The sequence below is a fragment of the Streptomyces sp. A3M-1-3 genome, assembly GCF_024213665.1.
In the GTDB taxonomy this organism is placed as follows: Bacteria; Actinomycetota; Actinomycetes; order Streptomycetales; family Streptomycetaceae; genus Streptomyces.
Map to the genome: position 1 here is coordinate 164,855 of NZ_JANAVP010000012.1, position 26,959 is coordinate 191,813.

The 26,959-nt window shown below is 70.9% G+C and carries 24 protein-coding genes; 10 read left to right on the forward strand and 14 right to left on the reverse strand.

Going from position 1 to position 26,959, the window contains the following annotated elements; all coding sequences use genetic code 11:
* Positions 1–236 precede the first annotated feature (236 nt).
* The 9 genes from NLX86_RS16265 to NLX86_RS16305 all read right to left on the reverse strand — a co-directional run bounded on the left by NLX86_RS16265 (position 237) and on the right by NLX86_RS16305 (position 7,219).
* The gene (locus tag NLX86_RS16265) at positions 237–758 is read right to left on the reverse strand and encodes a GNAT family N-acetyltransferase (RefSeq protein WP_254372417.1); all 522 of its coding nucleotides are present in this window, start codon (positions 756–758) and stop codon (positions 237–239) included.
* A gap of 596 nt (positions 759–1,354) precedes the next feature.
* Complete coding sequence (locus tag NLX86_RS16275) at positions 1,355–1,561, reverse strand: hypothetical protein (RefSeq protein WP_254372418.1); 207 nt, start codon at positions 1,559–1,561, stop codon at positions 1,355–1,357.
* A gap of 26 nt (positions 1,562–1,587) precedes the next feature.
* Positions 1,588–2,433, reverse strand: coding sequence for a hypothetical protein (locus NLX86_RS34725; protein ID WP_308409601.1), 846 nt, complete (start codon positions 2,431–2,433; stop codon positions 1,588–1,590).
* A 115-nt stretch (positions 2,434–2,548) separates the two neighbouring features.
* The gene (locus NLX86_RS34730) at positions 2,549–3,244 is read right to left on the reverse strand and encodes a putative T7SS-secreted protein (RefSeq protein WP_308409602.1); all 696 of its coding nucleotides are present in this window, start codon (positions 3,242–3,244) and stop codon (positions 2,549–2,551) included.
* A complete protein-coding gene (locus tag NLX86_RS16285) occupies positions 3,244–3,882 on the reverse strand; it encodes a hypothetical protein (RefSeq protein ID WP_254372419.1) in 639 nt (212 codons plus the stop codon). The genes NLX86_RS34730 and NLX86_RS16285 overlap by 1 nt, the downstream gene beginning before the upstream one ends.
* Complete coding sequence (locus NLX86_RS16290) at positions 3,879–4,469, reverse strand: hypothetical protein (protein ID WP_254372420.1); 591 nt, start codon at positions 4,467–4,469, stop codon at positions 3,879–3,881. Before NLX86_RS16290 ends, NLX86_RS16285 begins: the two co-directional genes overlap by 4 nt.
* A 107-nt stretch (positions 4,470–4,576) precedes the next feature.
* Entirely contained in the window at positions 4,577–5,362 is a 786-nt protein-coding gene (locus NLX86_RS16295) for a sugar phosphate isomerase/epimerase family protein (RefSeq protein ID WP_254372421.1), read from the reverse strand.
* Complete coding sequence (locus NLX86_RS16300; protein ID WP_254372450.1) at positions 5,359–6,096, reverse strand: GNAT family N-acetyltransferase; 738 nt, start codon at positions 6,094–6,096, stop codon at positions 5,359–5,361. Before NLX86_RS16300 ends, NLX86_RS16295 begins: the two co-directional genes overlap by 4 nt.
* Before the next feature lie 55 nt (positions 6,097–6,151).
* Positions 6,152–7,219, reverse strand: a complete 1,068-nt coding sequence (locus tag NLX86_RS16305; protein WP_254372422.1) for a LacI family DNA-binding transcriptional regulator — start codon at positions 7,217–7,219, stop codon at positions 6,152–6,154.
* A 122-nt stretch (positions 7,220–7,341) separates the two neighbouring features.
* On the opposite strand from NLX86_RS16305, the gene NLX86_RS16310 reads away from it, so the two are divergent.
* The 5 genes from NLX86_RS16310 to NLX86_RS16330 all read left to right on the forward strand — a co-directional run bounded on the left by NLX86_RS16310 (position 7,342) and on the right by NLX86_RS16330 (position 14,517).
* On the forward strand, positions 7,342–8,538 hold the full coding sequence (locus NLX86_RS16310; protein ID WP_254372423.1) for a Gfo/Idh/MocA family protein: 1,197 nt from the start codon (positions 7,342–7,344) through the stop codon (positions 8,536–8,538).
* Positions 8,535–9,707, forward strand: coding sequence for a dihydrodipicolinate synthase family protein (locus NLX86_RS16315; protein ID WP_254372424.1), 1,173 nt, complete (start codon positions 8,535–8,537; stop codon positions 9,705–9,707). The genes NLX86_RS16310 and NLX86_RS16315 overlap by 4 nt, the downstream gene beginning before the upstream one ends.
* Positions 9,704–10,546, forward strand: coding sequence for a sugar phosphate isomerase/epimerase family protein (locus NLX86_RS16320; RefSeq protein WP_254372425.1), 843 nt, complete (start codon positions 9,704–9,706; stop codon positions 10,544–10,546). The genes NLX86_RS16315 and NLX86_RS16320 overlap by 4 nt, the downstream gene beginning before the upstream one ends.
* Before the next feature lie 242 nt (positions 10,547–10,788).
* On the forward strand, positions 10,789–13,125 hold the full coding sequence (locus NLX86_RS16325; protein ID WP_254372426.1) for an ATP-dependent RecD-like DNA helicase: 2,337 nt from the start codon (positions 10,789–10,791) through the stop codon (positions 13,123–13,125).
* Between the two features lie 102 nt (positions 13,126–13,227).
* Positions 13,228–14,517, forward strand: a complete 1,290-nt coding sequence (locus tag NLX86_RS16330; RefSeq protein ID WP_254372427.1) for a citrate synthase — start codon at positions 13,228–13,230, stop codon at positions 14,515–14,517.
* A 603-nt stretch (positions 14,518–15,120) separates the two neighbouring features.
* On the opposite strand, the gene NLX86_RS16335 is transcribed toward NLX86_RS16330, so the two are convergent.
* The gene (locus NLX86_RS16335; protein WP_302061384.1) at positions 15,121–17,427 is read right to left on the reverse strand and encodes a cation-translocating P-type ATPase; all 2,307 of its coding nucleotides are present in this window, start codon (positions 17,425–17,427) and stop codon (positions 15,121–15,123) included.
* Between the two features lie 81 nt (positions 17,428–17,508).
* A complete protein-coding gene (locus tag NLX86_RS16340; protein ID WP_254372428.1) occupies positions 17,509–17,814 on the reverse strand; it encodes a heavy-metal-associated domain-containing protein in 306 nt (101 codons plus the stop codon).
* Positions 17,815–18,265: 451 nt separating this feature from the next.
* Here NLX86_RS16340 and NLX86_RS16345 point away from each other — a divergent pair, with 451 nt between their 5' ends.
* A complete protein-coding gene (locus NLX86_RS16345; RefSeq protein ID WP_254372429.1) occupies positions 18,266–19,342 on the forward strand; it encodes a zinc-dependent alcohol dehydrogenase family protein in 1,077 nt (358 codons plus the stop codon).
* Positions 19,343–19,346: 4 nt separating this feature from the next.
* Here NLX86_RS16345 and NLX86_RS16350 read toward each other — a convergent pair whose 3' ends face one another.
* The 3 genes from NLX86_RS16350 to NLX86_RS16360 all read right to left on the reverse strand — a co-directional run bounded on the left by NLX86_RS16350 (position 19,347) and on the right by NLX86_RS16360 (position 21,859).
* Positions 19,347–19,547 carry an AlpA family transcriptional regulator gene (locus NLX86_RS16350; RefSeq protein ID WP_254372430.1) on the reverse strand — a complete coding sequence of 67 codons (201 nt, stop codon included), beginning with the start codon at positions 19,545–19,547 and terminating at the stop codon, positions 19,347–19,349.
* A gap of 213 nt (positions 19,548–19,760) precedes the next feature.
* Positions 19,761–20,774 carry a Gfo/Idh/MocA family protein gene (locus NLX86_RS16355; RefSeq protein WP_254372431.1) on the reverse strand — a complete coding sequence of 338 codons (1,014 nt, stop codon included), beginning with the start codon at positions 20,772–20,774 and terminating at the stop codon, positions 19,761–19,763.
* A gap of 173 nt (positions 20,775–20,947) precedes the next feature.
* Complete coding sequence (locus NLX86_RS16360) at positions 20,948–21,859, reverse strand: sugar phosphate isomerase/epimerase (RefSeq protein ID WP_254372432.1); 912 nt, start codon at positions 21,857–21,859, stop codon at positions 20,948–20,950.
* A gap of 125 nt (positions 21,860–21,984) precedes the next feature.
* Between NLX86_RS16360 and iolC the strand changes: the two genes are divergently transcribed.
* The 4 genes from iolC to iolD all read left to right on the forward strand — a co-directional run bounded on the left by iolC (position 21,985) and on the right by iolD (position 26,952).
* On the forward strand, positions 21,985–23,043 hold the full coding sequence (gene iolC / locus NLX86_RS16365) for a 5-dehydro-2-deoxygluconokinase (RefSeq protein ID WP_254372433.1): 1,059 nt from the start codon (positions 21,985–21,987) through the stop codon (positions 23,041–23,043).
* 179 nt (positions 23,044–23,222) lie between these two features.
* Positions 23,223–24,200 carry a deoxyribose-phosphate aldolase gene (locus NLX86_RS16370; protein ID WP_254372452.1) on the forward strand — a complete coding sequence of 326 codons (978 nt, stop codon included), beginning with the start codon at positions 23,223–23,225 and terminating at the stop codon, positions 24,198–24,200.
* Between the two features lie 17 nt (positions 24,201–24,217).
* Positions 24,218–25,060 carry a 5-deoxy-glucuronate isomerase gene (gene iolB / locus NLX86_RS16375; protein WP_374213891.1) on the forward strand — a complete coding sequence of 281 codons (843 nt, stop codon included), beginning with the start codon at positions 24,218–24,220 and terminating at the stop codon, positions 25,058–25,060.
* Entirely contained in the window at positions 25,057–26,952 is a 1,896-nt protein-coding gene (gene iolD, locus NLX86_RS16380; RefSeq protein ID WP_254372435.1) for a 3D-(3,5/4)-trihydroxycyclohexane-1,2-dione acylhydrolase (decyclizing), read from the forward strand. The genes iolB and iolD overlap by 4 nt, the downstream gene beginning before the upstream one ends.
* The last annotated feature ends 7 nt before the right edge of the window (positions 26,953–26,959 follow it).

Below are 26,959 nucleotides of genomic sequence, written 5' to 3' on the forward strand. Positions count from 1 at the left end.
CACCGGCGCTTCGGAGGGGGGCGCGCCGATGGCGGTGTGCTGCCGGCCGCAGGCGGCTGCAGAGGGGAGTCGGCCATCGCAGCCGGCAACGAGGCCGACACCGCGGTGCGGAGACTCTCCGGCGGCACCGCGATTGGACGGCCCGGCCCCCCGCCGGGTTCCCGGCGCGCCGGGTATGGCGCCGAAATGGTGCGGACGGGCCGGGCGTTGCGCGGGGGGCGGCCCCCGTAGGACCCCTAGCGGAGTTCACCTTCCAGCAGGCCCATCGTGAACTGGTCGTACCACTTGCCGTCGCGTCGGAAGACCTGGCGCAGCCTGCCCTCGTCTACGAAGCCGACCCTCTGGTAGACGCGGTGAGCGGCCTGGTTCTCGGTGACTACCGTTAGCGTGATCTTGTGCAGCCGCATGTCCTCGAAGCCGTAGCGGCAGATCGTCCGCATCGCGTCGGTGGCGTAGCCGCGCCCCCAGTACTCCTTCTCGCCGAGGTAGATGTCGAGCGTGGCGCAGCCGGTTTCCGGCTCGGCGTCGTGCAGGGCGACCAGGCCGATGAGCTTCGCGTCGGCGAGTACCTCTATCCCGAACAGCACGTCGCCGTACGTATTGCGCGGCCGCTCGGCCATCCACTTCTCGACCTGGGCCAGCGGCTGGGCGTAGCCGTCGTCCATCCACCACATGACGTCGGGGTCGTGGTTCCACCGCCACAGCGCCTCAGCATCCGACGGCCCCATCGGGCGCAGCTTCACCAGGTCTCCGAGCACGACGCGTTCCAGCCCTTCGGTGTTTCATGATCGGCGTTCGCGGACCTGGTAGTGGTAGCACGGGCTGGAGTCCGCGTTCAATCCGATAAGCAGGTGTTGCCATCGGTGCCGACCGCGTGGCGGGCACAACTGCGACGCCGCGAGGAGTACGCGCTCGCCGTGGGATTCGCCCGCCTGCCCGGGCCAACGGCAGGGAGACCGTACGCCTGCTCCTCGCTCCCGCATTTGGCGTCCGGGCGGCCCGATCCCCGCTGAACGTCGCTGCGGAGAAGACGTTGCTTGCCGGGGGATATTCGAAGGAGGGACGAATCCGCGGCCACGTGCATCTTCGCGGTGCCTGGCGTGACTCCATTGCCGACGGAATGTGGTGCTGGAGCCCTCCGTGATCGTCCGCCGGGCCGCTCCGGTGTGCCATAGGGCGTACAGCTGCTGGACCGGTACCGGTCCGAGGGCGATGGCTGTCCTCGGCCATGCTGCTGGACGAGGGCATCAGCCCCCTGCGCTGGTGCGCCGCACTGCTGCTGCTGGGCGGGGTGGCGCTGACGTCACTGCAGGGCGGACGCAGCGGCCCCCGCACGAGATGGGCGCGCTGGCGCCTAACTCACGCTCATCCCGCGATCGGGCCAGCGCTCGGTCTCTTCGTACATCGCGTTGATCTTCCGCGATGCCTTGAGGAAGGCATAGTCGGCGTCGCCGTCGACGGGCCGAGATCTGCGGCTGGCGACGTGCATGGTCAAGTGCCGGGACATTTCGGCCGGGTCGTCGCCGAACACGTACTCCACGGAATCCTCGCTCTCGGACACCTTCCGAAAGTAGACGAGAGCCGCCATCACCAATCACCCTCAATGTCTTCGCGCTTGTTCAGCGGCACCTGTTCCTGCCAATTGTACTTTTCGTTCGCCACACGGTGTGCTTCCTGATATGTGGCCCCCGGGTTGTCGCGGAGATAGGTGAGTTCGGCGACTTCGTGTTCGAGCAGGAGGTGGTCCTCGGGCAGCGCATTGCCTGAGCGAAGCCGGATCCAGGCGTCGGCGATCTCGGCGTCCGCATCGAACTTCCGCATGACGACCTCGCCCGTCTCGTAGTCCTCGATTGGATGTTCCGTGTCGAAGACATGCTTCTTGACCGCGGCGATCTCTTCGGGAGTGAACCCGGTGGTTCCGTCGCCACGGGAGACGTCCCCGGTGCTCCGAGCGATGGCGTCGATGTCCCGGGAGTCCTCGAGGAAGTGGCTGTACGCGTTCTCGGCCCAACGTGTCTGCGCCGGGTCGTCCAGGAGGTCACGTGGCCGCCGACGCGCTCCGGTCAGCCATTCGTCACTCAACCGCGGCAGGGCTCCGGTCGGTGCCTCTCTCAGGCCCGCGCGGAGGCCGGCCCGGCCGAAGCCGGCGCCCTTGGTTCCGACGGCTTCAGGGAAGAGTCGGCCGAAGAACTCGCTGGGGTCATTCCGGAGACTGCCCCAGGCGTCCTTGATGGCTCGGTCGGGATGGGCGACGGTGGAGGCCAGGCCGGCCAGCGTCATATGGACGTTCTCGTAGTACGCGGCGGGGTGGGTCAGGTTGTACGGGTCAAGCGGATTGACACCGCGGACGAAGTTCACGAGGCCGCCCGCACCCTTGGCGACGCCGCCCACCACATGGGTGAGTTCGATGCCTGCGGCCACTTGACCGGTCATGAAGTCATTGATCGCCCGGTTCAGCGGGGGCGGCTCCGCGGGTGCGTGCGCGAGAGCCGCGTGGACAGCCTTCTTCGCTGTCTCGGCGGCGTCGTTCCGCTGTCTGCGAGCGTCGTCAAGAATCTGTTGGGCGTGGTCTCGCTGGGCCGTTCCGGGATCCATGAACGGCTCGGGCCGGGGGCCGGGGGCCGGGGTCCTGGTCCGCCCTAATCCTGTCGTTGTAGGCGTCAACCTTCTTGTTGTACGCCTCGACTGCCTCAGCTGAGAACTGCTTGCCCTTCTTGTGAAGGTCGATGGCCTCCTGGGCCTTGCCTTGCGCCCACTTGACCGTGTCGGCATAGGACTCCAGCGCCCTGGCTGCGTCCTCACAGGCGTCCGCCGCGTGCAGCCAGTCGGTGGGGTGCATCGCGAACTTCTCGCGGAACGCCTCCGCGGCCTCGCCTTTCCAATGCGAGGAGTCGAGCCTCTTCATGCCCTGTCCCACGCGGTCGAACGCCACCTGGAAGTCGAAGAGATGCTTCACGTTCTCCTGGATCTTGCTCAGGTTTCCGTGGATGAGCTCATTAGCGTCCTCGGTCTGGCCGAGCTGTTGCTCCCCCACCTCCGCCCCGAGCGAAGAGGCGGTACGGTCGCCCCAGTCCTCCACCGCGTCGGCAGCACCCTCGGCGCCGACATGATCCAGCGCGCCCCCGAGCTTGTCGGTGGTCCAGTCGACGCCCTCGCCGAGCCTTTCCTTGCCCCAGTCGACGCCCTCTTCGAGCTTGCCGAGCCCCTTGTTCGCCCAGTCGTCGAGCGGTCCCCAGTCCGGCATCAGCTGCCCCAGCTCTGGTCGTTCGCCCTCGTGCGCGCATCGTCGGAGGGGTCGAGCCAATCGTCCAGCTTGTCGTCGGCCGCCTCACGTGCCCGCGGGTCCACTGCCCCGGCGTTCTCCATCGAGCCCATCAGGCCGTCGTTCACGTCCCAGGCGGTGTCCTGCCAGGTCTGCTTGACGTTCTCGTGGGCCTTCAGCATGGACTCCGCGCTGACGTCCCGGTTGTCGTACGCGGACTGAGTCAGGACGTCGCCCCAGCCCTTCTTGGTAATTTCCTCCTCGCTCGCATACGGGTTTCCGTTCACTGAATTCGCCAGGACCTTGAAGCTGTTGCCGATGTACTGCTCCTGCTCATGGAAGCTGCCCGCCGACAGTCCCACGTCCTGCGCCAAGCTGTTGCCCTTGCCCACAAGAGCGCGTACCCCCCACTCCCAGCGCTCGCAGAACGTGGCGAACTCCGCCGTTAGTCCGCCGTGCCCGAGCTCCAGCCCCGACATGGCAAGGTGGGAAAATCCGCGACCCGTACTGGCCGTGCCCACCATCCCGAGTTCCTTCAACTCGGCCAGTGTCTTGGTAATCCCGTCCGCTATCAGCGCCAACCCTTGCTCGGGCGCCGCGAGATCCTCGTTTCCGCTCAAGACTCACCCCCGTCGTCCGTATCCACCGCCGCCGAATCCGGCACGATCCCCGACACAGGCGGGAACAGCGCTCCGTCCGCACCGCCCACATCCAGCGCCACCCCACACGGCACCCCCACAGCCGGAACGACGGCATCAAGCAGTCGCGCTCCGGGCACGCTTCGGTAGTCCCATGCCCGTTCCGCCCTACCACGCGCCAGCGCAAACCGCGCCAGCGTGGCTTCACTGGAGAACGCCAGGATCCAGCGGACACCGCCCTCTTCGGCGGACCACGGACTGCCTCGCTCGTCGAGGGGTACCGCGACCGTGGCACTCCGGAACTCGGCGATGCGTTCGTGGGCCGCTTCGCGAGCCGCCTCAACTAGACTGTCGTGCCCTCCTGGCGGGAGCGCGCCGACGGCTGTCCGTCTTGTGGCCTCGGCGCGAACCACGCTCCACTCGTTCGTGAACTCCGCGGCCTCTCGCCGGTTCTCCTGCCCATCGGCCGTATTCGCCTGGACTGGCGACGTGGAGTTCACGGTTGCATCGATCAGATCAGCCAGCCGCAGCGGCCTTTCCCGCTCCGACGTATCGTCCGTGTCCGTCATCTCGCGATTCTCACATGAGCACATTTGCGCCCGTTGCGACCGTCACGGCTACCTGGCGTGAGATGGATCACGCGATCCCGAGCCTGCTGTACGCTCCCGCCGCGTGGTCAGGCCCGCGCGGTCAGGCGCAGCAACTGCTCCCGCCCGGCGTCCAGCAGGTCCGGCAGCTCTGCCGCCCCGGGGTGCCAGCGCTTCTCGTACTCCCAGCACAGCCAGGCGTCGTCCCTGAGGAGTTCCACCGCCTCGGCGAGCGGCAGCACGCCCGCGCCCAGCGGCAGCGGTGTGGTGTCCTCGGCCGAGGCGATGTCCTTGACCTGTACGTAGCCGAGGTGCGGGGAGAGGGCGGCGTGGGTGTCCACCGGTTCCTCGCCGCCCAGCCAGGTGTGCATCACGTCCCACAGCGCGCCGATGTTCGGGTGCCCGACCGGCCCCAGGACGCGGATCGCGTCGGCGCCCGTCCGGTGCGAGTCGTGGGTCTCCAGCAGGACGCGCACACCGCAGTCGGCGGCGAGCGGGGCGACCGCGGCCAGCCTGCGCGCCGCGGTCGCGTCGGCCTCCGCCCGGTCCTGGTCACCGCCGCCGGGGAAGACCCGGACGTAGGGGGCGCCGAGGTCACGCGCGAGGTGCAGCAGTTCCGCCAGCTCCTGCCGTACGGCCTCGTCGTCGTCCGCCGCCGCGACCTTCGCGTATCCGGCGACGGCGAGGATCTCGATGCCCGCGGCCCGGAACTCCTCGGCCGCATCCGCCCGTTCGCTCTTGCCGATGCCCGGGTGTACCGGCTCCTCCGGGTGGGCGCGCAGCTCCACGCCGTGGTAGCCGTGCGCGGCCGCGAGCCGCACCACGTCGGGGACCGGCATGCCGGGAACGCCGAGGGTCGAGAAGGCGAACTTCACGTTGCGGTCCCTTCCTGGCTCCCGTGGAGGCCGAGCCGCCAGTCCTGGCCGACCAGGTCCACTCCGTACGAGCGGTGCGGCTTCTCGGCCACGAGCGTGAAGCCGGCGCGCTGATAGATCTTCCGGGCCGCGGCCAGTACGTCGTTGGTCCACAGCACGAGTTCCCGGTACCCCGCCTCGCGGGCGAAATCCACCACCGCGCCGACCAGTTGCTCGCCGATGTGGTGGCCGCGGCCCGCCGGGTCGACCAGCAGCAGGCGCAGCCGGGCGGTGCCGGGCACCTCGTCCCGTACGCACATCACGGAACCGACCGGCCGGCCGTCCAGCTCCGCGATCCACACGCGTTCCAGGTGGGGGTCGTGGTCCTGGGCGAAGTCGGCGACGATCCGGGCCACCAGCCCCTCGAAGTCGGCGTTCCACCCGAACTCGGCGGCGTAGAGCGCGCCATGCCGCTGCACGATCCACCCGAGATCGCCGGGCTCGGGCTCGCGCAGCGTCACCTTCCCGGGGCGGGCCGGATCGGCGGCCGTCACGGCAGACGGGGCGGTCGCGCGCGGGCCCTGCTGCGCTCCCGCGCGTCCCGGTCGCCGGCCGGGTACGGGCGTCTTCGTCATGGATGTCCCCTCCGGGTGGCTGGTGTCGGTCCCTGGTCCCTGGTGACGGGTGTCCGGGTGCCGCGTGCCGGGTGATCTCACGATAGCCCGACCCTCGCGGGCGCCGCGGTCGCGCGAAATCCCGCCCGCGGGTTCGTCCCGCGGGTCCGTCCCGCGAGTCCATCCCGCGGGTCCGTTACTCCGGTCGCGCCCGGGCCGTCGAGCCGCGCACCATCAGGTCCGCCCGGACCGTCGCGATGCCTCCCGGAGGCGGGTCCTCGCGGCCCATCGCCAGCCGTCCCGCCCGCGCCCCCGCCTCGTACAGCGGCAGCCGTACGGTCGTCAGGGCCGGGACCGCGTCCGCGCTGAACGGCAGGTCGTCGAAGCCGGCCACCGAGACGTCGCCCGGGATGCTCAGGCCCCGGTCGCGCAGGGCCGCGCAGGCGCCCAGGGCACCCGTGTCGTTGGCGGCCACGACGGCGGTCAGACCGGGCTCCCGGCGCAGGAGTTCCAGCGTGGCGTCGTAGCCGGTGCGCCGTTCGTACGGGCCGTGCACTGTGAGCCCGTCCACCTCGTCGCCGAGCCCCGCCGCGTCCATCGCCGCGCGGTGGCCCTCAAGCCGGTGCCGGGTGGTGGAGCGGCCGGCCGGGCCGGCGATGTAGCCGATGCGCCGGTGGCCGAGCGTGAGCAGGTGCTCGGTGAGCCGCTGCCCGCCGCCGCGGTTGTCGAAGGCGAGCGCGGCCGCCACGGATTCCTCCGTCCCGGCGAGCCGCGGCCGCCCGCACAGCACCACCCGAGTGCCGGCCGCCGCCAGCTTCGCGAGCTTGCCGGTCATCGCGGCGGAGTGTTCCGGGTCCTCGACGGCGCCGCCGGTGATGACGACCGCGGCGGCGCGCTGCCGTTGCAGCAGGGTCAGGTAGGTCAGCTCGCGGTCGGGCGAGCCGCCCGTGTTGCAGACGACGGCGAGTTTCTCGCCACCGGCCCGCCCGGTGCCCTCCTGCCCGCCGATCTCGGACTGCGCGGCCCCGGCCAGGATCCCGAAGAACGGGTCGGCGATGTCGTTGACAAGGATGCCGACCAGGTCGGAGGTGGCGGCGGCGAGCGAGCTGGCCGGCCCGTTCAGTACGTAGTCCAGTTCGTCGACCGCACGCAGCACCCGCTCCCGCGTCGACGCGGCCACCGGGTAGTTGCCGTTCAGCACACGGGAGACCGTGGCAGGGGAGACCTGGGCGCGGGCCGCCACATCCGCCAGCGTCACTGTCATGAGGTCCTCCGAGGAGTGCTTTTTCACCGTGGCCTGATCGGGCCCTTGTCGGACCGCTGTCCGCAGGCTAGCTTCCTAGCGCATAGAAAGCGCTTACTACGGCTGGTACGGAGGGAACTTACGTGGAACGCAAGACGGTGCGCATCGCCATGAACGGCGTCACCGGGCGCATGGGCTACCGCCAGCACCTGATCCGCTCGATCCTCGCCCTACGGGAAGAGGGCGGCCTCGACCTCGGTGAAGGAACCGCGCTCTGGCCGGAACCGGTCCTCGTCGGCCGCCGTGCGCACGCGCTCGCCGAGCTGGCGCGCCGGCACGGCATCGAGCACTGGTCCACCGACCTCGACGCGGTCCTCGCCGACGACACCGTCGACATCTACTTCGACGCGCAGGTCACCTCCGCCCGCGAGGAGGCCCTGAAGAAGGCGATCGCCGCCGGCAAGCACGTCTACACCGAGAAGCCCACCGCCACCGGCCTGGCCGGCGCGCTGCAACTGGCCCGCCTGGCCCGCGACGCCGGCATCAAGCACGGGGTCGTCCAGGACAAGATCTTCCTGCCGGGCCTGCTGAAGCTCAAGCGCCTCGTGGACGGCGGATTCTTCGGCGAGATCCTGTCCGTGCGGGGTGAGTTCGGCTACTGGGTCTTCGAGGGCGACTGGCAGGAGGCGCAGCGCCCGAGCTGGAACTACCGCACCGAGGACGGCGGCGGCATCACCGTCGACATGTTCCCGCACTGGGACTACGTCCTGCGCGAGCTGTTCGGCCGGGTCACCTCCGTACAGGCGCTCGTCACCACCCACATCCCGCAGCGCTGGGACGGGCAGGGCAAGCCGTACACCGCCACCGCCGACGACGCCGCGTACGGCATCTTCCAGCTCGCGGGCGGAGCGGTCGCCCAGATCAACTCCTCCTGGACGGTGCGCGTGGACCGCGACGAGCTGGTCGAGTTCCAGGTCGACGGTACGCACGGATCGGCGGTCGCGGGCCTGCGCAACTGCCGGGTCCAGCACCGCTCGGCCACCCCCAAGCCGGTGTGGAACCCGGATCTGCCGGCCACGGAGTCCTTCCGCGACCAGTGGCAGGAGGTTCCGGACAACGGCGAGTTCGCCAACGCCTTCCGGGCCCAGTGGGAACTGTTCCTGCGGCACGTCGCGCTCGACGAGCCGTACACCTGGGACCTGCTCGCGGGTGCGCGCGGCGTTCAGCTCGCCGAGCTGGGCCTGAGGTCGTCGGCGGAGGGCCGCCGGTTGGACGTACCGGAGCTGGACGTACCCGTGCTCGACGTACCGGAGCTCGACGTACCGGAGCCGGCGCTGTGACGATCCGGCTGCCGCGTGCGGGCGGTGAGCTGTACGCGTACGAACCCCGACCCGAACCGGCACCCGTTGCCCCCGGGGGCCCGACCCCCGTCTCCCGTACGGTCTTCTCGGCGGCGCACGTCGTCGCCGACCCGTACGCCGACCCGTACGCCGACGGGGGTCCGGGCGGCCCGGCGGCCGTCGACTGGGACGCCACGCTCGCCTTCCGCCGCCACCTGTGGTCGCACGGCCTCGGCGTCGCGGAGGCCATGGACACCGCGCAGCGCGGGATGGGCCTGGACTGGGCGGCCGCGGCGGAACTGATCCGGCGGTCCGCCGCCGAGGCCAAGGCCGTCGGCGGCGCGATCGCGTGCGGAGCCGGCACGGACCAACTGGCCCCCGGCCCACGGACCCTGGCCGAGATCATCGAGGCGTACGAGACCCAGCTCGCGCTGGTGGAGGGGACGGGCGCGCAGGCGGTCCTGATGGCGTCACGGGCACTGGCGGCCACCGCGACCCGTCCGGACGACTACCTGGAGGTCTACGGCCACCTGCTGCGGCAGGCGGGACAGCCGGTCATCCTGCACTGGCTCGGCCCGATGTTCGACCCGGCGCTGGAGGGCTACTGGGGAAGCGCCGGTCTGGACGCCGCGACCGACACCTTCCTGGAGCTCGTCGCGAGCCATCCGGACAAGGTGGACGGCGTCAAGGTGTCGCTGCTGGACGCCCGGCGCGAGATCGCGCTGCGCCGCCGGCTGCCCAAGGGCGTGCGCTGTTACACCGGCGACGACTTCCACTACCCCGAGCTGATCGCGGGCGACGACCACGGCTTCAGCCACGCGCTGCTGGGCGTCTTCGACCCGCTGGGCCCGCTGGCGGCCGAGGCGGTACGGGTGCTCGACACGGGAGACAAGGCCGGATTCCGGGGGCTCCTCGACCCGACGGTCGAGCTGTCGCGCCATCTGTTCGAGGCGCCGACCCGCTACTACAAGACGGGCGTGGTACTGCTGGCCTGGCTGGCCGGCCACCAGACGCACTTCACCATGGTCGGCGGCCTGCAGTCCGCCCGCCCGCTGCCGCACCTCGCCCGGGCGTACGAACTGGCCGACGGGCTGGGCCTGTTCCCGGACTCGGCCCGCGCGGAGGCCCGGATGAAGAACCTGCTCGCCGTACACGGAGTGCACCAGTGAACGACCCGAATGCCGGCCTGACCAGGTTGAGCCTCAATCAGGAGACCATCAGGCAGTGGTCCCTGCCGGAACTGGCCGCGGGCTGCGCGAAGGCGGGCGTCCCCGGCGTCGGTCTTTGGCGCGCGCCGGTCCAGGAGTACGGGGTCGAGCGCGCGGCACGCGTGATGCGCGACACCGGGCTCACCGTAACCAGCCTGTGCCGAGGAGGCTTCTGCACGGCCCTCGAACCGGCCGCGCGGTCGGTGGCCCTGGCCGACAACCGCCGGGCGATCGACGAGGCGGCCACTCTGGCCACGGACACCCTGGTCCTGGTCTCGGGAGGCCTTCCGCCCGGCAGCCGGGACCTGGCCGGGGCGCGCGAGCGGATCGCGGACGCGCTGGCGGAGTTGGGCCCGTACGCGGCGTCCGTCGGCGTACGCCTCGCCATCGAGCCGCTGCACCCGATGTTCGCCGCCGACCGCTGTGTCGTCTCGACGCTGGCGCAGGCCCTGGACCTGGCGGAACGCTTCCCGGCGGAACAGGTGGGCGTGGTCATCGACACGTACCACCTGTGGTGGGACGACACGATCGCGGCTGGCATCGCCCGCGCGGGTACCGGCGGCCGTATCGCGGCCTTCCAGCTGGCCGACTGGATCACCCCGCTGCCGGCCGGTGTCCTGCTGGGCCGGGGACAGTTGGGGGACGGCAGTGTCGATCTGCGGTGGTTCCGGGAGCGGGTGGACGCGGCGGGCTGGACGGGCCTCGTGGAGGTGGAGATCTTCAACGAGGCGTTGTGGGCGAGGGACGGAGGGGAGGTCCTGGCGGAGGTGGCGAGGCGGTACGCGGAGCACGTGCTGTAAGCGGGAAGAAACTCCATGCAGTCGTGCAACCATCCTCGCCCTTGGTGGGTCGTATTAGGAGTCAGAGCTTCCGGGAGGGGATCTGGGGGGATCGGGAAGATCTGACGGGGAGGGACCGAGAGGGGGTTCCGGCCGACGGGCCGGGCCCCCTCGATGAGTTCGGGCCCACACCAGAGCTGTCCACCACCCAGAGTTGTCCACAGGCCGCACGCGCTGTCAGCGCCCGGCGGTAGCGTCGGGTCATGTCCAGTCCAACAGTGGCCGGTTCCGCCGGACCCGGTTCAGCAGTGGTCGAAGGGGTCCTCGAGCGGATCACGTACGCCAATGAGGAGAGCGGCTACACGGTGGCCCGCGTCGATACGGGCCGCGGCGGTGGCGATCTCCTCACGGTGGTCGGCTCGCTGCTCGGCGCGCAGCCCGGCGAGTCGCTGCGTATGGAGGGCCGCTGGGGCTCCCACCCGCAGTACGGCAAGCAGTTCACGGTGGAGAACTACACGACCGTGCTGCCGGCCACCATCCAGGGCATACGCCGCTATCTCGGCTCCGGCCTGATCAAGGGCATCGGCCCGAAGATCGCCGAGCGGATCGTCGAACACTTCGGCACGGACACCCTCGACGTCATCGAGCAGCAGCCGGAGCGGCTCATCGAGGTGCCCGGCCTCGGCCCCAAGCGCACCAGACTGATCGGTGCTGCCTGGGAGGAGCAGAAGGCCATCAAGGAGGTCATGGTCTTCCTCCAGGGCGTCGGAGTGTCCACCTCGATCGCCGTCCGTATCTACAAGAAGTACGGCGACGCCTCGATCTCCGTCGTGAAGAACCAGCCCTACCGGCTGGCCGCCGACGTGTGGGGCATCGGCTTTCTCACCGCCGACCGGATCGCCCAGGCCGTCGGCATACCGCACGACAGCCCCGAGCGCGTGAAGGCCGGCCTGCAGTACGCGCTGTCGCAGTCCACCGACCAGGGCCACTGCTTCCTGCCCGAGGAGCGGCTCATCAGCGACGCGGTGAAGCTCCTCCAGGTCGACACCGGCCTGGTGATCGACTGCCTGGCCGAGCTCGCGGGGGAGGAGGAGGGAGTCGTACGTGAAAAGGTGCCCGCCCCGGACGGCGGCCCGCCCGTCACCGCCGTCTACCTGGTGCCCTTCCACCGTGCGGAGCTCTCCCTGTCCGCGCAGCTGCTGCGCCTGCTGCGTACCGAGGAGGACCGGATGCCGGCCTTCCGGGACGTGGCGTGGGACAAGGCGCTGGCCTGGCTCGCGGACCGGACGGGCGCGGAGCTGGCGCCCGAGCAGGAGGCGGCGGTCAAGCTCGCACTCACCCAGAAGGTGGCGGTGCTGACCGGCGGCCCCGGCTGCGGGAAGTCCTTCACCGTACGGTCCATCGTCGAGCTGGCCCGCGCCAAGAAGGCCAAGGTGGTCCTCGCGGCGCCCACCGGCCGGGCCGCCAAACGGCTCGCCGAGCTCACCGGGGCCGACGCCTCCACCGTGCACCGGCTGCTGGAGCTGAAACCGGGTGGCGACGCGGCGTACGACCGGGACCGGCCGCTCGACGCCGACCTGGTAGTCGTCGACGAGGCCTCGATGCTCGACCTGCTCCTGGCGAACAAGCTGGTCAAGGCGGTGGCACCCGGTGCCCATCTGCTACTGGTCGGCGATGTGGACCAGCTGCCCTCGGTCGGCGCCGGCGAGGTGCTGCGCGATCTGCTCGCCGAGGGCGGCCCGGTCCCCTGCGTGCGGCTGACCAGGATCTTCCGGCAGGCCCAGCAGTCCGGGGTGGTCACCAACGCCCACCGGATCAATTCGGGGGTGCCGCCCCTCACCCAGGGGCTGCCCGACTTCTTCCTGTTCGCCGAGGAGGACACCGAGGAGGCGGGCAGGCTGACGGTGGACGTGGCGGCCCGGCGGATTCCGGCGAAGTTCGGGCTGAACCCGCGCCGGGATGTGCAGGTGCTGGCCCCGATGCATCGCGGCCCGGCCGGCGCGGGGACGCTCAATGGCCTGTTGCAGCAGGCCATTACGCCCGCCCGGCCGGATCTGCCGGAGAAGAGGTTCGGCGGCCGGGTCTTCCGCGTCGGAGACAAGGTCACCCAGATTCGTAACAACTACGAGAAAGGGCGCAACGGCGTTTTCAACGGGACGGTCGGCGTCGTCACGTCGCTCAGCCTCGACGACCAGCGGCTGACGGTGCTGACCGACGAGGACGAGGAGGTGCCGTACGACTTCGACGAGCTGGACGAGCTGGCGCACGCGTACGCCGTGACGATCCACCGCTCCCAGGGCAGCGAGTACCCAGCCGTGGTGATCCCGGTCACCACCGGCGCCTGGATGATGCTGCAGCGGAACCTGCTCTACACGGCCGTCACCCGGGCCAAGAAGCTCGTCGTCCTGGTCGGCTCGCGCAAGGCGCTCGGCCAGGCGGTACGTACGGTTTCCGCAGGCAGGCGGCATACGGCGGTCGCGCATCGGCTGTCCGGCTCCATACCGGCGGGAAGCGTCACCCAGCCGGACCGGCCGGGGTTTCCGGATTCCGGGCGGAGGAGGCAGGATGTGGAGGTTGGCGGCACTCAGTGCCGTCGATAGGCCTGATGGTCGACCCCGAGTGCACTCTCCTGGGCCAAATGGGGGAAGGTAGAGACAGTCAGGGCACCTCGAAGAAGAGGCACTACGTCGGTGAGGGATGACGTGAGCGACAACTCTGTAGTACTGCGGTACGCGGACGGTGAATACACCTACCCGGTGGTCGAGAGCACCGTCGGTGACAAGGGCTTCGACATCGGGAAGCTCCGAGCCCAGACCGGTCTGGTCACCCTGGACAGCGGATACGGCAATACCGCCGCCTATAAGTCCGCGATTACCTACCTCGACGGCGAGTCGGGCATTCTGCGCTACCGCGGCTACCCGATCGAGCAGCTGGCCGAGCGCAGCACCTTCATCGAGGTGGCGTACCTGCTGATCAACGGTGAGCTGCCGACCGTCGACGAGCTCGCGGCCTTCAAGAACGAGATCACCCAGCACACGCTGCTGCACGAGGACGTCAAGCGCTTCTACGACGGCTTCCCGCGCGACGCGCACCCGATGGCGATGCTGTCGTCCGTGGTCAGCGCACTGTCGACGTTCTACCAGGACAGCCACAACCCGTTCGACGACCAGCAGCGCCACCTGTCGACGATCCGGCTGCTCGCCAAGCTTCCGACGATCGCGGCGTACGCGTACAAGAAGTCGATCGGCCACCCGGTCGTCTACCCGCGCAACGACCTCGGTTACGTCGAGAACTTCCTGCGCATGACGTTCTCGGTGCCGGCCGCAGAGTACGAGCTGGACCCGGTCGTGGTCTCCGCGCTCGACAAGCTGCTGATCCTGCACGCGGACCACGAGCAGAACTGTTCGACGTCCACCGTGCGCCTGGTCGGCTCCTCGCAGGCGAACATGTTCGCCTCGATCTCCGCCGGCATCAGCGCTCTGTGGGGCCCCCTGCACGGTGGCGCCAACCAGTCGGTCCTGGAGATGCTCGAGGGCATCAAGCAGTCCGGTGGCGACGTCGACACCTTCATCCGCAAGGTGAAGAACAAGGAAGACGGCGTGAAGCTCATGGGCTTCGGGCACCGCGTCTACAAGAACTTCGACCCGCGGGCGAAGATCATCAAGGCTGCGGCGCATGACGTCCTCTCGGCGCTCGGCAAGTCCGACGAGCTGCTCGACATCGCGCTCAAGCTGGAGGAGCACGCGCTCGCCGACGACTACTTCGTGGAGCGCAAGCTCTACCCGAACGTCGACTTCTACACCGGCCTGATCTACCGGGCGATGGGCTTCCCGACCGAGATGTTCACCGTGCTCTTCGCGCTCGGCCGACTGCCCGGCTGGATCGCCCAGTGGCACGAGATGATCAAGGAGCCGGGTTCCCGTATCGGCCGCCCGCGCCAGATCTACACCGGCGAGGTCCTGCGCGACTTCGTCCCGGTCGAGGCCCGCTGACACGTACGTCCGCGAGGCGCGACCGACGCGCCGCCGAGCCGACGTGCCGCCGAGATGTGCCGCCGAGCCGACGTGCCGCCGAGCCGACGTGCCGCCGAGCCGACGTGCCGCCGAGCCGACGTGCCGCCGAGCCGACGTGCCGCCGCGCCGACGTGCCGCCGCGCCGACGTGCCGCCGCGCCGACGTGCCGCCGCGCCGACGCGCCGCCGAGCAAGCGGAAAGCGCCCCGCCGCCGATCCCCCCACGGGTCGACGGTCGGGGCGCTTCCCATTTCCCCGGTGCGGATTCCCCCCACGGGATCCGTTCCGGGCGTCTGCGGGTGCGTCAAGCTCCGTATGCGGTCTGCCGGGACGCGTACATGCGGGAGGGCCGCTCAAAGCACCCCGCGTGGCACGTGCCCCGGCCAACGCTTGCCCAGGACGTCCCCCAAGACATCCAGTGAAACGTCCCCCAAGACGTCTCTGGCATCGCCTCTTAGACTCGCGAACCCCGCCTATGGTTACGTTCGGATTGCTGTGATCTACGTCTCTTGCATATGTCCGGGTAACAGCGCAAGGGCCCCGATATGGCGATCGGGGCCCTGAGGTGTGGATATTGCAGTCGCTATGTGAAGGACCTGAGGCGAAGGCTGTTGGTCACCACGAAGACCGAGGAGAAGGCCATCGCGGCCCCGGCGATCATCGGGTTGAGCAGACCGGCCGCGGCGAGCGGCAGGGCCGCGACGTTGTAGCCGAAGGCCCAGAACAGATTGCCCTTGATGGTGGCCAGAGTGCGGCGGGAGAGCCGGATCGCGTCGGCCGCCACCCGCAGATCCCCGCGTACGAGCGTCAGATCGCCCGCCTCGATGGCCGCGTCCGTGCCCGTGCCCATCGCCAGGCCCAGATCGGCGGTGGCGAGCGCGGCCGCGTCGTTCACGCCGTCCCCGACCATCGCCACGCTGCGGCCCTCGCCCTGCAACCGCTCGACCACGGCGACCTTGTCCTGCGGCAGGACTTCCGCGTGCACCTCGTCGATCCCGACCGTGCGCGCCACCGACTCGGCGACCAGCCGGTTGTCGCCGGTCAGCAGGACCGGGGTGAGGCCCAGAGCGCGCAGCCGCTCGACGGCCTCGGCGCTGGTCTCCTTGATCGCGTCGGCGACCGTGAGGACCCCGCGGGCCTCGCCGTCCCAGGCCACGGCTACGGCCGTACGGCCCTCCGCCTCGGCGGCGGCCTTGGCCGCGGCGAGCGCGTCCGGCAGCTCGATCGCCCACTGGGCGAGGAGCTTCTCGCGGCCGACGACCACCGCGTGGCCCTCGACGACGCCCTGCACTCCGAGCCCCGCGACGTTCTCGAAGCCCTCGGGCTCGGGCAGGGTGCCCGCACGGTCGGCCGCGCCGGCCGCGACGGCCCGGGCGACGGGGTGCTCGGAGGCGTGCTCCAGCGCTCCCGCCAGCCGCAGCAGCTCCTGCTCGTCCACGCCGTCGGCGGCGAAGACGTCCTGCAGGGTCATCCGGCCGGTGGTCACCGTGCCGGTCTTGTCCAGGACGACGGTGTCCACGCGGCGGGTGGACTCCAGTACCTCCGGGCCCTTGATCAGGATGCCGAGCTGGGCGCCGCGTCCCGTACCGACCATGAGGGCGGTCGGCGTGGCAAGGCCCAGCGCGCAGGGGCACGCGATGATCAGTACGGCCACGGCGGCGGTGAACGCGGCGGTCGCGTCGCCGGTCAGCAGCAGCCAGGTGACCAGGGTGCCGAGCGCGACGACCAGCACGACCGGTACGAAGACCGCCGAGATCCGGTCGGCGAGGCGCTGTACGTCGGCCTTGCCGTTCTGCGCGTTCTCGACCAGCCTCGCCATCCGGGCCAGCTGGGTGTCGGCGCCCACCCGGGCCGCCTCGACGACCAGCCGGCCGGACACGTTGACGGTCGCGCCGGCGACGGTGTCGCCCACGCTCACGTCCACCGGTACGGACTCGCCGGTCAGCATCGAGGCGTCCACTGCCGAGTGGCCCTCGCGGACCGTGCCGTCCGTGGCGACCTTCTCGCCGGGACGTACGACGAACCGGTCACCGACGGCCAGCTGCGCGAGCGGGACGCGGACCTCGCTGCCGTCGCGCAGCACGGCGACGTCCTTGGCGCCCAGCTCCAGCAGCGCGCGGAGCGCGGCGCCCGCCTTGCGCTTGGACTTCGCTTCCAGATAGCGGCCGAGCAGGATGAACGTCACCACGCCTGCTGCCACTTCGAGGTAGATCGCCGAAGAGCCGTCGGTGCGGGAGACGCTGAAGTCGAAGGTGTGCCGCATGTCCGGCATCCCGGCGTGCCCGAAGAAGAGCGCCCACAGCGACCAGCCGAAGGCCGCCAGTGTGCCGACCGAGACGAGGGTGTCCATGGTGGCGGCGCCGTGCCGGGCGTTGGTCCAGGCGGCCCGGTGGAAGGGGTACGCGCCCCAGACCACGACCGGGGCGGCGAGCGTCAGCGAGAGCCACTGCCAGTTGTCGAACTGGAGGGCAGGGATCATCGCCATCAGGACGACCGGCACGGAGAGGGTGAGCGAGCCGAGCAGCCGCTGCCGCAGCGAGGTGGTCTCCGGATCGCGCCCGGCCGGGGCGCTCTCCTGCGCGGCCGGCTCCGGCGCGGGGGGCGGGGGTTCCTCGGCGGTGTAGCCGGTCTTCTCGACGGTGGCGATGAGGTCGGCGACCTCGATCCCGTCCGGGTACGAGACGCGGGCGCGCTCGGTGGCGAAGTTCACCGTGGCGGTGACCCCGGCCATGCGGTTGAGCTTCTTCTCGACGCGGGCGGCGCAGGAGGCGCAGGTCATCCCGCCGATGGAGAGCTCGACCTGGGAGGTGTCCGCTATTTGCGCCTCGGGGGTGGCTGCCTCGGAGGCGCGTGCCTCATCGGCGGTCGCCTCATGAACGGTGCTGGTCATTCCGGCTCCAGAAGGGAGGGCCGGGCCGTACGGATCCAGTATCAGCTGGTCGGTGACGGCCCGGCGGAGGAGAGAGGGAACTCAGGCCTGCCCGACGAGCTCGTAGCCCGCCTCGTCGACCGCGGCGCGCACGGCGTCCTCGGTGAGCGGGGTCGCGGAGATCACGGTCACCTGGCCGGTGGAGGCCACCGCCTTCACCGAGGCGACGCCGGGGATCTCGGAGATCTCGGCGGAGACGGCGCCTTCGCAGTGGCCGCAGGTCATGCCCGTGACCCGGTAGACGGTCGTGACGGTACCCACCTGGACCTCGGCCGCGGTGTCGTGGCAGGAACCGGTGGTGGAGCAGCAGGAGCCGGCCGTCTGGGGGCTTTGGGTCTCGGCGGTCATGTCGTTCTCCTCATCAAGGCATGCGCGTCTGGGGCATCAGGAGGCATCGGGTACCCCCGCTGTCTCCTGGCGTACACCAGACTATACCCCTAGGGGGTATCGATGCGAGTTTTTGAGGTCGTGGCGTCGCTTCTGTCTCCCGTGAGTCCTCAGGCGGTACGGACGTCTGCCCGGCCGGCACCCGGTGGGGTGGCGGCACCGCCGTCGTGATCCGTGGTGTTCCCCCGGAAGGGAACGAGCCTCGGACTCCCCAGCCTCCGCCATACCTCAACCTCCCTTCCCGTACACAAGAGCCACGATCAGCAGACCGTACGACAACACGGTGGTAACGCCTGAGCGAGGGGGAGCCGGCCGTTCCCACCGCTGCGGCAGCTCCGGCCGTCCCGGAGCGGGACAAGGTCGCGGCGGACACCCCCTAGCGTGCCGGGGAGCCGACTGGAAGGCTGGTTCGATGCGCGCGGTGGTGTTCGAGCAGTACGGGCAGCGGGCCGAGGTCCGGCAGGTGCCGGATCCGGAACCTTCGCCCCACGGCGTGGTGGTCCGCGTCGAGGCCACCGGGCTGTGCCGTAGCGACTGGCACGGCTGGGTGGGCCACGACCCGGACATCACCCTGCCGCACGTGCCGGGACACGAACTCGCCGGGGTGGTCGAGGCGGTGGGCGCCGGGGTCGCCAACTGGCGGCCCGGGGACCGGGTCACCGTGCCCTTCGTCTGCGCCTGTGGGCGCTGTGCCGCCTGCGCGGCCGGTGACCAGCAGGTGTGCGAGCGGCAGACCCAGCCCGGCTTCACGCACTGGGGCTCCTTCGCCGAGTATGCGGCACTGGAGAACGCGGACGTGAACCTGGTGGCGGTGCCCGGCGAGCTGTCGTTCACGACAGCCGCCGGACTCGGCTGCCGCTTCGCGACCGCCTTCCGCGCAGTGGTGGCCCAGGGGCGGGTGGCCCCCGGAGAATGGGTCGCCGTACACGGCTGCGGCGGGGTCGGGCTGTCCGCCGTCATGATCGCGGCCGCGTGCGGCGCGCGGGTCGTCGCGGTCGACATCGCGCCCGGGGCGCTGGACCTGGCACGGAAGTTCGGCGCGGCGGAGTGCGTCGACGCCTCGGCGGTGCCCGGCGGCACCGCCCAGGCGGTCCGGGAACTGACCGGCGGCGGGGCCCATCTCTCCCTGGACGCGCTGGGTTCACGGGCCACCTGCGCCGCCTCGGTGGCCGGACTGCGCAGGCGCGGCCGCCATGTCCAGGTCGGCCTGCTGCCCTCGGCCGCGGGCGACCCCGCCGTGCCGATGGAGCGGGTGATCGGCTGGGAGCTGGAGATCCTCGGCAGCCACGGCATGGCCGCCCACGCCTACCCGGCGATGATGGAGATGGTGCGGGCCGGCGTACTCCGGCCGGACCTCCTGGTCACCGCGACCATCGCGCTGGAGGCCGCCCCGGCGGCGCTCGCCGCGATGGGCACGGCGGCGCCGGCTGCGGGAGTCACGATCATCGAGCCACGGGCGGCCCAACCGATTGACGGCTCAGTCCTGTGACGGCTCAGTCCTCGCGTCTGCCCCGGTTGCCGGGGCGGCGGGCCACCCAGGTGCGGATGGTGTCGGCGTACCAGTAGGGCTTGCCGCCCTCGACGTGGTCCGGCGGCGGGAGCAGGCCGTGCTTGCGGTACGAGCGGACGGTGTCCGGCTGCACCCGGATGTGCGCGGCGATGTCCTTGTAGGACCAGAGCCTTCGGTCGGTCATCTGTGGCACCTCCCTGTCCGCACCGCAGCGGCAGCCGGGGGGCCGTCGGGGGAGCTGGGGCACGGACGCTGACGATCACTAAGCCTGCGACCCGTGAACGACGCGCACGGTGGGCGGGGGAGGGCCTGTCGACCGGCTGTGACGGAAGAACCGAGTAACCGGGACATGTGTGACACGAGCGGGAACCACCGGTACTACCGCTACCCATCCGCCTCACCGGTACAGGGCAGGTAGTCCGATCAGTTCGACGGATGCGCGCGCGCCGGTTTCCTGCGCCCGTACGCCCGCCTCGCAGACCGCGGCCGCCGCGTACCCGTCCCAGCTGCTCGGCCCTTCGACGCGGCCCTGCCGGGTCGCGTCCACCCAGCGCTGCACCTGCCGGTCGTACGCGTCGGCGAACCGCACCACATAGTCCTGCGGGATCTCCCCGCCCCACCGGCCGGCCGCCTGGGTGACCATCGCGTGGCCGTCCCCGATGCGTGCGCTGCCCGCCTCGCAGACCGCCTCGCACTGCACCTGGTATCCGAAGCCGCAGTTGACGAAGATCTCGACGTCCACGATCGCGCCGCCCGAGGTCTCCAGCAGGACCAGCTGGGGGTCCCGCAGCCCCTCGGGCGCGGCTGAGGACGGCATGGGCCGAAGCACGGATACGGCGGTGATCTCCTGGGCGAGCAGCCAGCGGGCGGCGTCCACCTCGTGCACCACGGAGTCGTTGATCAGCATCCGGGTGGTGAAGAACGACGGGGAGGACGCATTGCGGTGCCGGCAGTGCAGAAACAGCGGCCTGCCGAACTCACCGCTGTCCAGAAGCGATTTGAGGCGCAGGTACTCGGCGTCGTACCGGCGCATGAAGCCGACCTGGACCCGGCGGTGGCCCAGCCGCTGTTCGGCCTCCAGTACGCGCAGGGCACTTGCCGAGTCCGGCGTCAGCGGCTTCTCGCACAGCACGGGCAGATCCCGCGCGAACGCCTCCAGCAGCGCCGCCTCATGGGCGGGGCCGGGGGAGGCGATCAGTACCGCGTCCACGCCCGGCGCCGCCATCGCCGCGACCGGGTCCGTGTATGCGGTACAGCCCTCGATCCGCGAGGCCAGGTCCTTCACCCGCTCCGCGTCGAGGTCGGCGACCGCCACGACGCGCGCCCCGCTGACGGCCCGGTCGATCCTGCGGACATGGTCCGCGCCCATCTTCCCCGTACCGATGACGGCGATGCCCAGAGGCCGGTTCATGGTCGTATCTCCTAGGTCCTGTCCGGTCGATCAGGCCGGATCAGGGAGCGGGGTCTGGTGCCGTGCATCGCAAGGCGGAGGAAGGAGCCATGGCGGAGCCCTGGCGACTGACGACAACGCGGCGAGGTGCGGCACCAGGGCGCGCGAGCCCGGCATGGTCGGCCGGACAGGACCTAGGCGCCGCAGGAGCGGAGGAAGGCGCGGGTGCGCTGGGCGATCGGGAGCGGCTTGTCGGGCGGACAGGGGTACATGTCCTGTTCGACGATGGCGAAGAGGTCGACGTCCAGCTTCTGGGCGGCGGCCAGTACGGGCTCCAGGGCCGGCACGCCGGTGGGCGGCTCGCACATCACCCCCCGCGCGACGGCCGGGCCGAACGGCACTCCGCCCGCCACCACTTCGGCCAGGATCCGCGGGTCCACCTGCTTGAGGTGCAGGTAGCCGATCCGTTCGCCGTAGGTCTCGATGAGCTTGACGCTGTCGCCGCCGCAGTACGCGTAGTGGCCGGTGTCCAGGCAGAGCGAGACCAGGTCGGAGTCGGTCGCGTCGAGAAAGCGGGCGACGTTCTCCTCGCTGTCGATGTGGGTGTCCGCGTGCGGGTGGACGACGGTCTTCAGGCCGTACCGCTCCCGCACCTCGCGGCCCAGCCGCTCGGTCTGGGTGGTGAGTTCACGCCACTGCGCGGGGGTGAGGGTGCGGTTCTCCAGTACCTGGCCGGTCTTGTCGTCCCGCCAGAAGGACGGGATGACGACCAGGTGTTTGGCGCCCATCGCCCGGGTGAGCGCGGCGATGCGTGACACGTGCGCCCAGGTCGACTCCCAGACGGCCGCCCCGTGGTGGAGTGCGGTGAAGACGGTCCCGGCCGAGACCTTCAGGCCGCGCCGCTGCGTCTCGTCGGTGAGCCTGGCGGGGTCGGTGGGCAGATAGCCGTACGGGCCGAGCTCGATCCAGGAGTAGCCGGCCTGTGCGACCTCGTCGAGGAAACGGTTCCACGAGACCTGCTGCGGATCGTCGGGGAACCACACCCCCCAGGAGTCGGGGGCCGAACCGATCCGGATACGGCTGAGCGCGGGCACGGAAGAGGTCATGGGCGTCAGCTTTCCGGCCCCGGGAGAAGGGTGTCAAGGATTGGTCCGAATGTAAGGACAAATTGTTGACAGGGTTCCACGGGGACGACTAGACCTGGAACAGCCGTCGACCCGGAGGGACACGTATGAGTGCGTACGACCTGATCACGATGGGCCGGATCGGCGTTGACCTCTATCCGTTGCAGGCCGGAGTCCCGCTGGCGCAGGTCGACTCGTTCGGGAAGTTCCTCGGCGGCTCGGCGACGAATGTCGCGGTCGCGGCCGCCCGGCTGGGCCGCCGGACGGCGGTCGTGACGCGTACGGGCGCGGACCCCTTCGGCGCGTATCTCCACCAGGAATTGCGGTCCTTCGGGGTCGACGACCGCTGGGTGACGGAGGTTGCGCGGTACCCCACGCCCGTGACCTTCTGCGAGGTCTTCCCGCCGGACGACTTTCCGCTGTACTTCTACCGGCTGCCGAAGGCGCCGGACCTGGAGATCCACGAGAGCGAGCTGGACCTGGACGCGATCCGGGCGGCCCGTACCTTCTGGATGACGGGCACGGGCCTGTGCGCCGAACCCAGCCGCACGGCGACCCTGGCCGCGCTCGCGGCCCGCGGCGACGCGCCGCCTCCGACTCCGTCCCCGTCCCCGCGTCCCGGCGAGCCCGGCCCGTCGGCTCTCCGCCCTGCCGCAGGCGGCGGCGGCCCGGGGTCCGGCACCGCGCCCGGGATCACGGTCTTCGACCTCGACTGGCGGCCGATGTTCTGGAGCGATCCCGGCGAGGCCCGTCCGTACTATGCGGAGGCGCTGGGGCACGCCACCGTCGCCGTCGGCAACGTCGACGAGTGCGAGGTCGCCACCGGTGAGCGCGAGCCGCACGCCGCCGCCCGCGCCCTGCTGGACGCGGGCGTCGAACTCGCCGTCGTGAAGCAGGGCCCCAAGGGCGTCCTCGCCGTCCACCGCGACGGCACCACCGCCGAGGTCCCACCCGTACCCGTGGAAGTCCTCAACGGCCTCGGCGCCGGGGACGCGTTCGGCGGGGCGCTCTGCCACGGACTGCTGGCCGGCTGGGAACTGGAGCACACGATGCGGTACGCGAACGCCGCCGGCGCGATCGTCGCCTCCCGCCTTGCCTGCGCCTCGGCGATGCCGTTCCCCGCCGAGGTCGACCGGGTCCTCGCGGGCGGCGAGGCGGCATCGTGAACCACGCCACCCCACGAGACCGGGGCCCCACCGCCGGCCCCTCGGCGGCGCCGGGCACCCCGGCCGCAGCCATCCCACTCGCCGGCCCGGCCGCGCGGCTCCCGCAGGCGGGTGCCGGTGGGGGAGCAGATCTTCCACACGCAGGCGCCGCCGCGGCCGCGGGCCTCCCCAAGGCGGGCATGCCGACCGCACGGCTCCCACGCGCAGGCGCCGGCCCGTCCGGGGCTCCCGGCCCGGCGGGGCCGGGGTCTGGGGCGCAGGGCTCGGGGGCGGGCCCCGCGGCTGTCCGCGTTTGCGAACTCGTGCGCCTGCGGGCACGGCATCCCGAGGCCATCGGCGAAGCCGCCGGGCGGCGCAGGCGGCGGCCCCTGCTCGGGGAGCGCGGACGGCTGATGATCATCGCTGCCGACCATCCCGCCCGCGGCGCCCTCGGCGTGGGCGGCCGCGAGTTCGCCATGGCCAACCGCCCCGATCTGCTGGAGCGGCTCTGCCTGGCGCTGTCGCGCCCCGGCGTCGACGGCGTCCTCGCCACCGCCGACATCCTCGACGACCTGCTCCTCCTCGGCGCCCTGGAGGGCAAGGTCGTCGTCGGCTCGATGAACCGCGGCGGCCTCGCCGGAGCCGCCTTCGAGCTCGACGACCGCTTCACCGGCCATCGCGCGCAAGACCTCGCCCGCCTCGGCTTCGACGCCGGCAAACTGCTCCTGCGCATCGACTACGACGACGCCGGATCACTGCGGACCCTGCACTCCACGGCCCGCGCCATCGATGAGATGGCAGAGCACCGGCTGCCGGTCTTCGTCGAGCCGTTTCTCTCGCGCCGCGTCGGCGGGAAGCTGGTCAACGACCTGAGCGCGGAGGCCGTCACCAAGTCCATCGCGATCGCCTCGGGGCTGGCGGGCACATCCGCGTACACCTGGCTGAAAGTCCCGGTCACCGCGAACCCGGACGACATGGCACGCGTGATGGAGACGTCCACCCTGCCCGCCGTCCTGCTGGGCGGCGAGGTCGGAGACGATCAGCACGCCGCGTACGAGAAGTGGCGCAAGGCGTTGCAACTGCCCACCGTCCAGGGGCTGGTGGTGGGCCGCTCGCTGCTCTATCCGGCTGATGGCGATGTGGCGGGCGCGGTCGACACCGCGGTAGGACTGCTGTGAGGGGAGAAGCGACGACGATGGGTGATCCAGTGAGTGGTCCCGATGAGCACCGGCAGCAGTACACCGCGCTGCGCGTGCTGGAACTGGCGCCCGGCGCCTCGCACTCCCTCGCTGCGGGGGACAGCGAGTGGATCGTGCTGCCGCTCAGCGGCGGCTGTACGGTCCTCCTGGACGGCGAGGTCTTCGAACTGCGGGGCAGGCCGGACGTGTTCACCGGCGTCAGCGACTTCGCGTACGTGCCGCGCGACGCCCACGCCCAGATCGCCTCCGGCGCGGGGGGCCGGTTCGCCTTGGCAGGGGCGAAGTGCGAGCGACGACTCCCCGCCCGCTACGGCCCGGCGCCGGAGGTTCCCGTCGAACTGCGCGGCACCGGCAGCTGCTCCCGCCAGGTGAACAACTTCGCCGCGGCCGGCGTGTTCGCGTGCGACCGGCTGATCGCGGTCGAGGTCCTGACCCCCGGCGGCAACTGGTCCTCGTACCCGCCGCACAAGCACGACGAGCAGGTCCCCGGCGAGGAGTCCGAGCTCGAGGAGATCTACTACTACGAGATCGCGGCCCACGACGGCACCCCCGGCCTCGGCTACCAGCGCGTCTCCCCGTCCCCGCACGGGAAGACGGACATCCTGACCGAGGTGCGCACCGGTGACGTCGTGCTCATCCCGGACGGCTGGCACGGCCCGTCCATCGCCTCGCCCGGCCACGACATGTACTACCTCAACGTCATGGCGGGACCCGGGGCGAAGCGTGAGTGGCTGATTCGCGACCACCCCGACCACGGCTGGATCCGCTCCACCTGGCCGTCGCAGCCGGTCGACGCACGGCTGCCCTTCTACGGACACGGACCCGAGGACCTCCGATGAGCACTCGCACTCGCCGCCTCACCACCGCCCAGGCCCTGATCGCCTTCCTGGCCCGCCAGTACACCGAGCGCGACGGGCAGCGCCACCGGCTGATCGGTGCCACCTGGGGGATCTTCGGCCACGGCAATGTCGCCGGCATCGGCCAGGCGCTGCTCGAATCCGCCGCAGACATGCCGTACCTCCAGGGCCGCAACGAACAGGCCATGGTGCACGCGGCCGTCGGATACGCCCGCCAGTGCGGCCGGCTCTCCGCACACGCCGTGACCACCTCCATCGGACCCGGCGCCACCAACCTGGTCACCGGCGCCGCCCTCGCCACCGTCAACCACCTGCCCGTCCTGCTGCTCCCCGGCGACATCTTCGCGACCCGCCCGGCCGACCCGGTGCTCCAGCAGCTCGAAGTCCCGTACGCGGGTGACGTCTCCGTCAACGACTGCCTGCGCCCGGTCTCGAAGTATTTCGACCGCATCACCCGCCCCGAGGCCCTGATCCCGGCCGCCCTCAACGCGATGCGGGTCCTCTCCGACCCCGCCGAGACGGGCGCGGTCACCCTCGCGCTGCCGCAGGACGTCCAGGCGGAGGCGTACGACTGGCCGGAGGAGTTCTTCGCGGACCGCGCCTGGCATGTACGCCGGCCGCAGCCCGATGAGGAAGAGCTCGAGGCCGCGCGACGGGCGATCAGGCAAGCCGTCCGCCCTCTGATCATCGCGGGTGGGGGTGTCCACCACAGTGGCGCCGAAACCGCGCTCCGCGCCTTCGCCGCGAGGACCGGCATTCCCGTCGCCTCCACGCAGGCCGGCAAGGGCTCTCTTCCGTACGACCACCCGGCCGACGTGGGCGGCATCGGCCACACCGGAACCGCCACCGCCGACGAACTCGCCCGCACTGCCGACCTGGTGATCGGCATCGGCACCCGCTACTCCGACTTCACCACCGCGTCGGGCACGCTCTTCGCCAACCCCGGCGTCCGCTTCCTCAACATCAACATCACCGGCTTCGACGCCCACAAGCTCGCCGCGATGCCGCTGGTCGCAGATGCGAGGGAGGCGCTCGAGCACCTCCTCGGGTACCTCGACGGCGGCCCGGACCACGACTACCGGGTCCCCTCCCAGTACGAGGCCGGGTACCGGGAGGCGAAGGCGCGCTGGGAGGCTCGGGTCGATGCCGCGTACGCCGCCGAGAACGACGAGGTACGCCCCACCCAGACCCAGGTCCTCGGCGCGCTCGACGCTCTGGTCACCGACGAGGACATCGTCATCAACGCGGCCGGCTCGCTCCCCGGCGACCTGCACAAGCTGTGGCGGGCCCGCTCACCGCGGCAGTACCACGTCGAGTACGGCTTCTCCTGCATGGGCTACGAGATCCCGGCCGCGATCGGCGTCGGGCTCGCGGCCCCCGGACGCCCGGTGTGGGCCCTGGTCGGCGATGGTACGTATCTGATGAATCCCACCGAAATCGTTACCGCAGTGCAGGAGAACATTCCGGTCAAGGTGGTCATCCTGCAAAACCACGGGTACGCCTCCATCGGCGGCCTGTCGGAGTCCGTCGGCGCCGAGCGCTTCGGTACGGCCTACCGCTTCCGGGCGGCCGACGGCATGTACACCGGTGATCCGCTCCCGGTCGACCTGGCCGCCAACGCGGCCTCCCTCGGCATGCGTGTCATCCGCGCCAAGACCGTGCGTGACCTGCGCGAAGCCCTCGCCGAGGCGCGCGCGGCGGACCGGCCCACATGTGTCTACGTGGAGACCGAAATGCCCGACACTGTGTCCGGCGCGCCCGCCGCCCAGGCGTGGTGGGATGTTCCCGTGGCCGAGACCGCGACCCGCCCGTCGGCGGTCCTGGCCCGCGAGGAGTACGACCGTCAAGCCGCAGCGCGACGTCGCCATCTGTGAAGGAGTT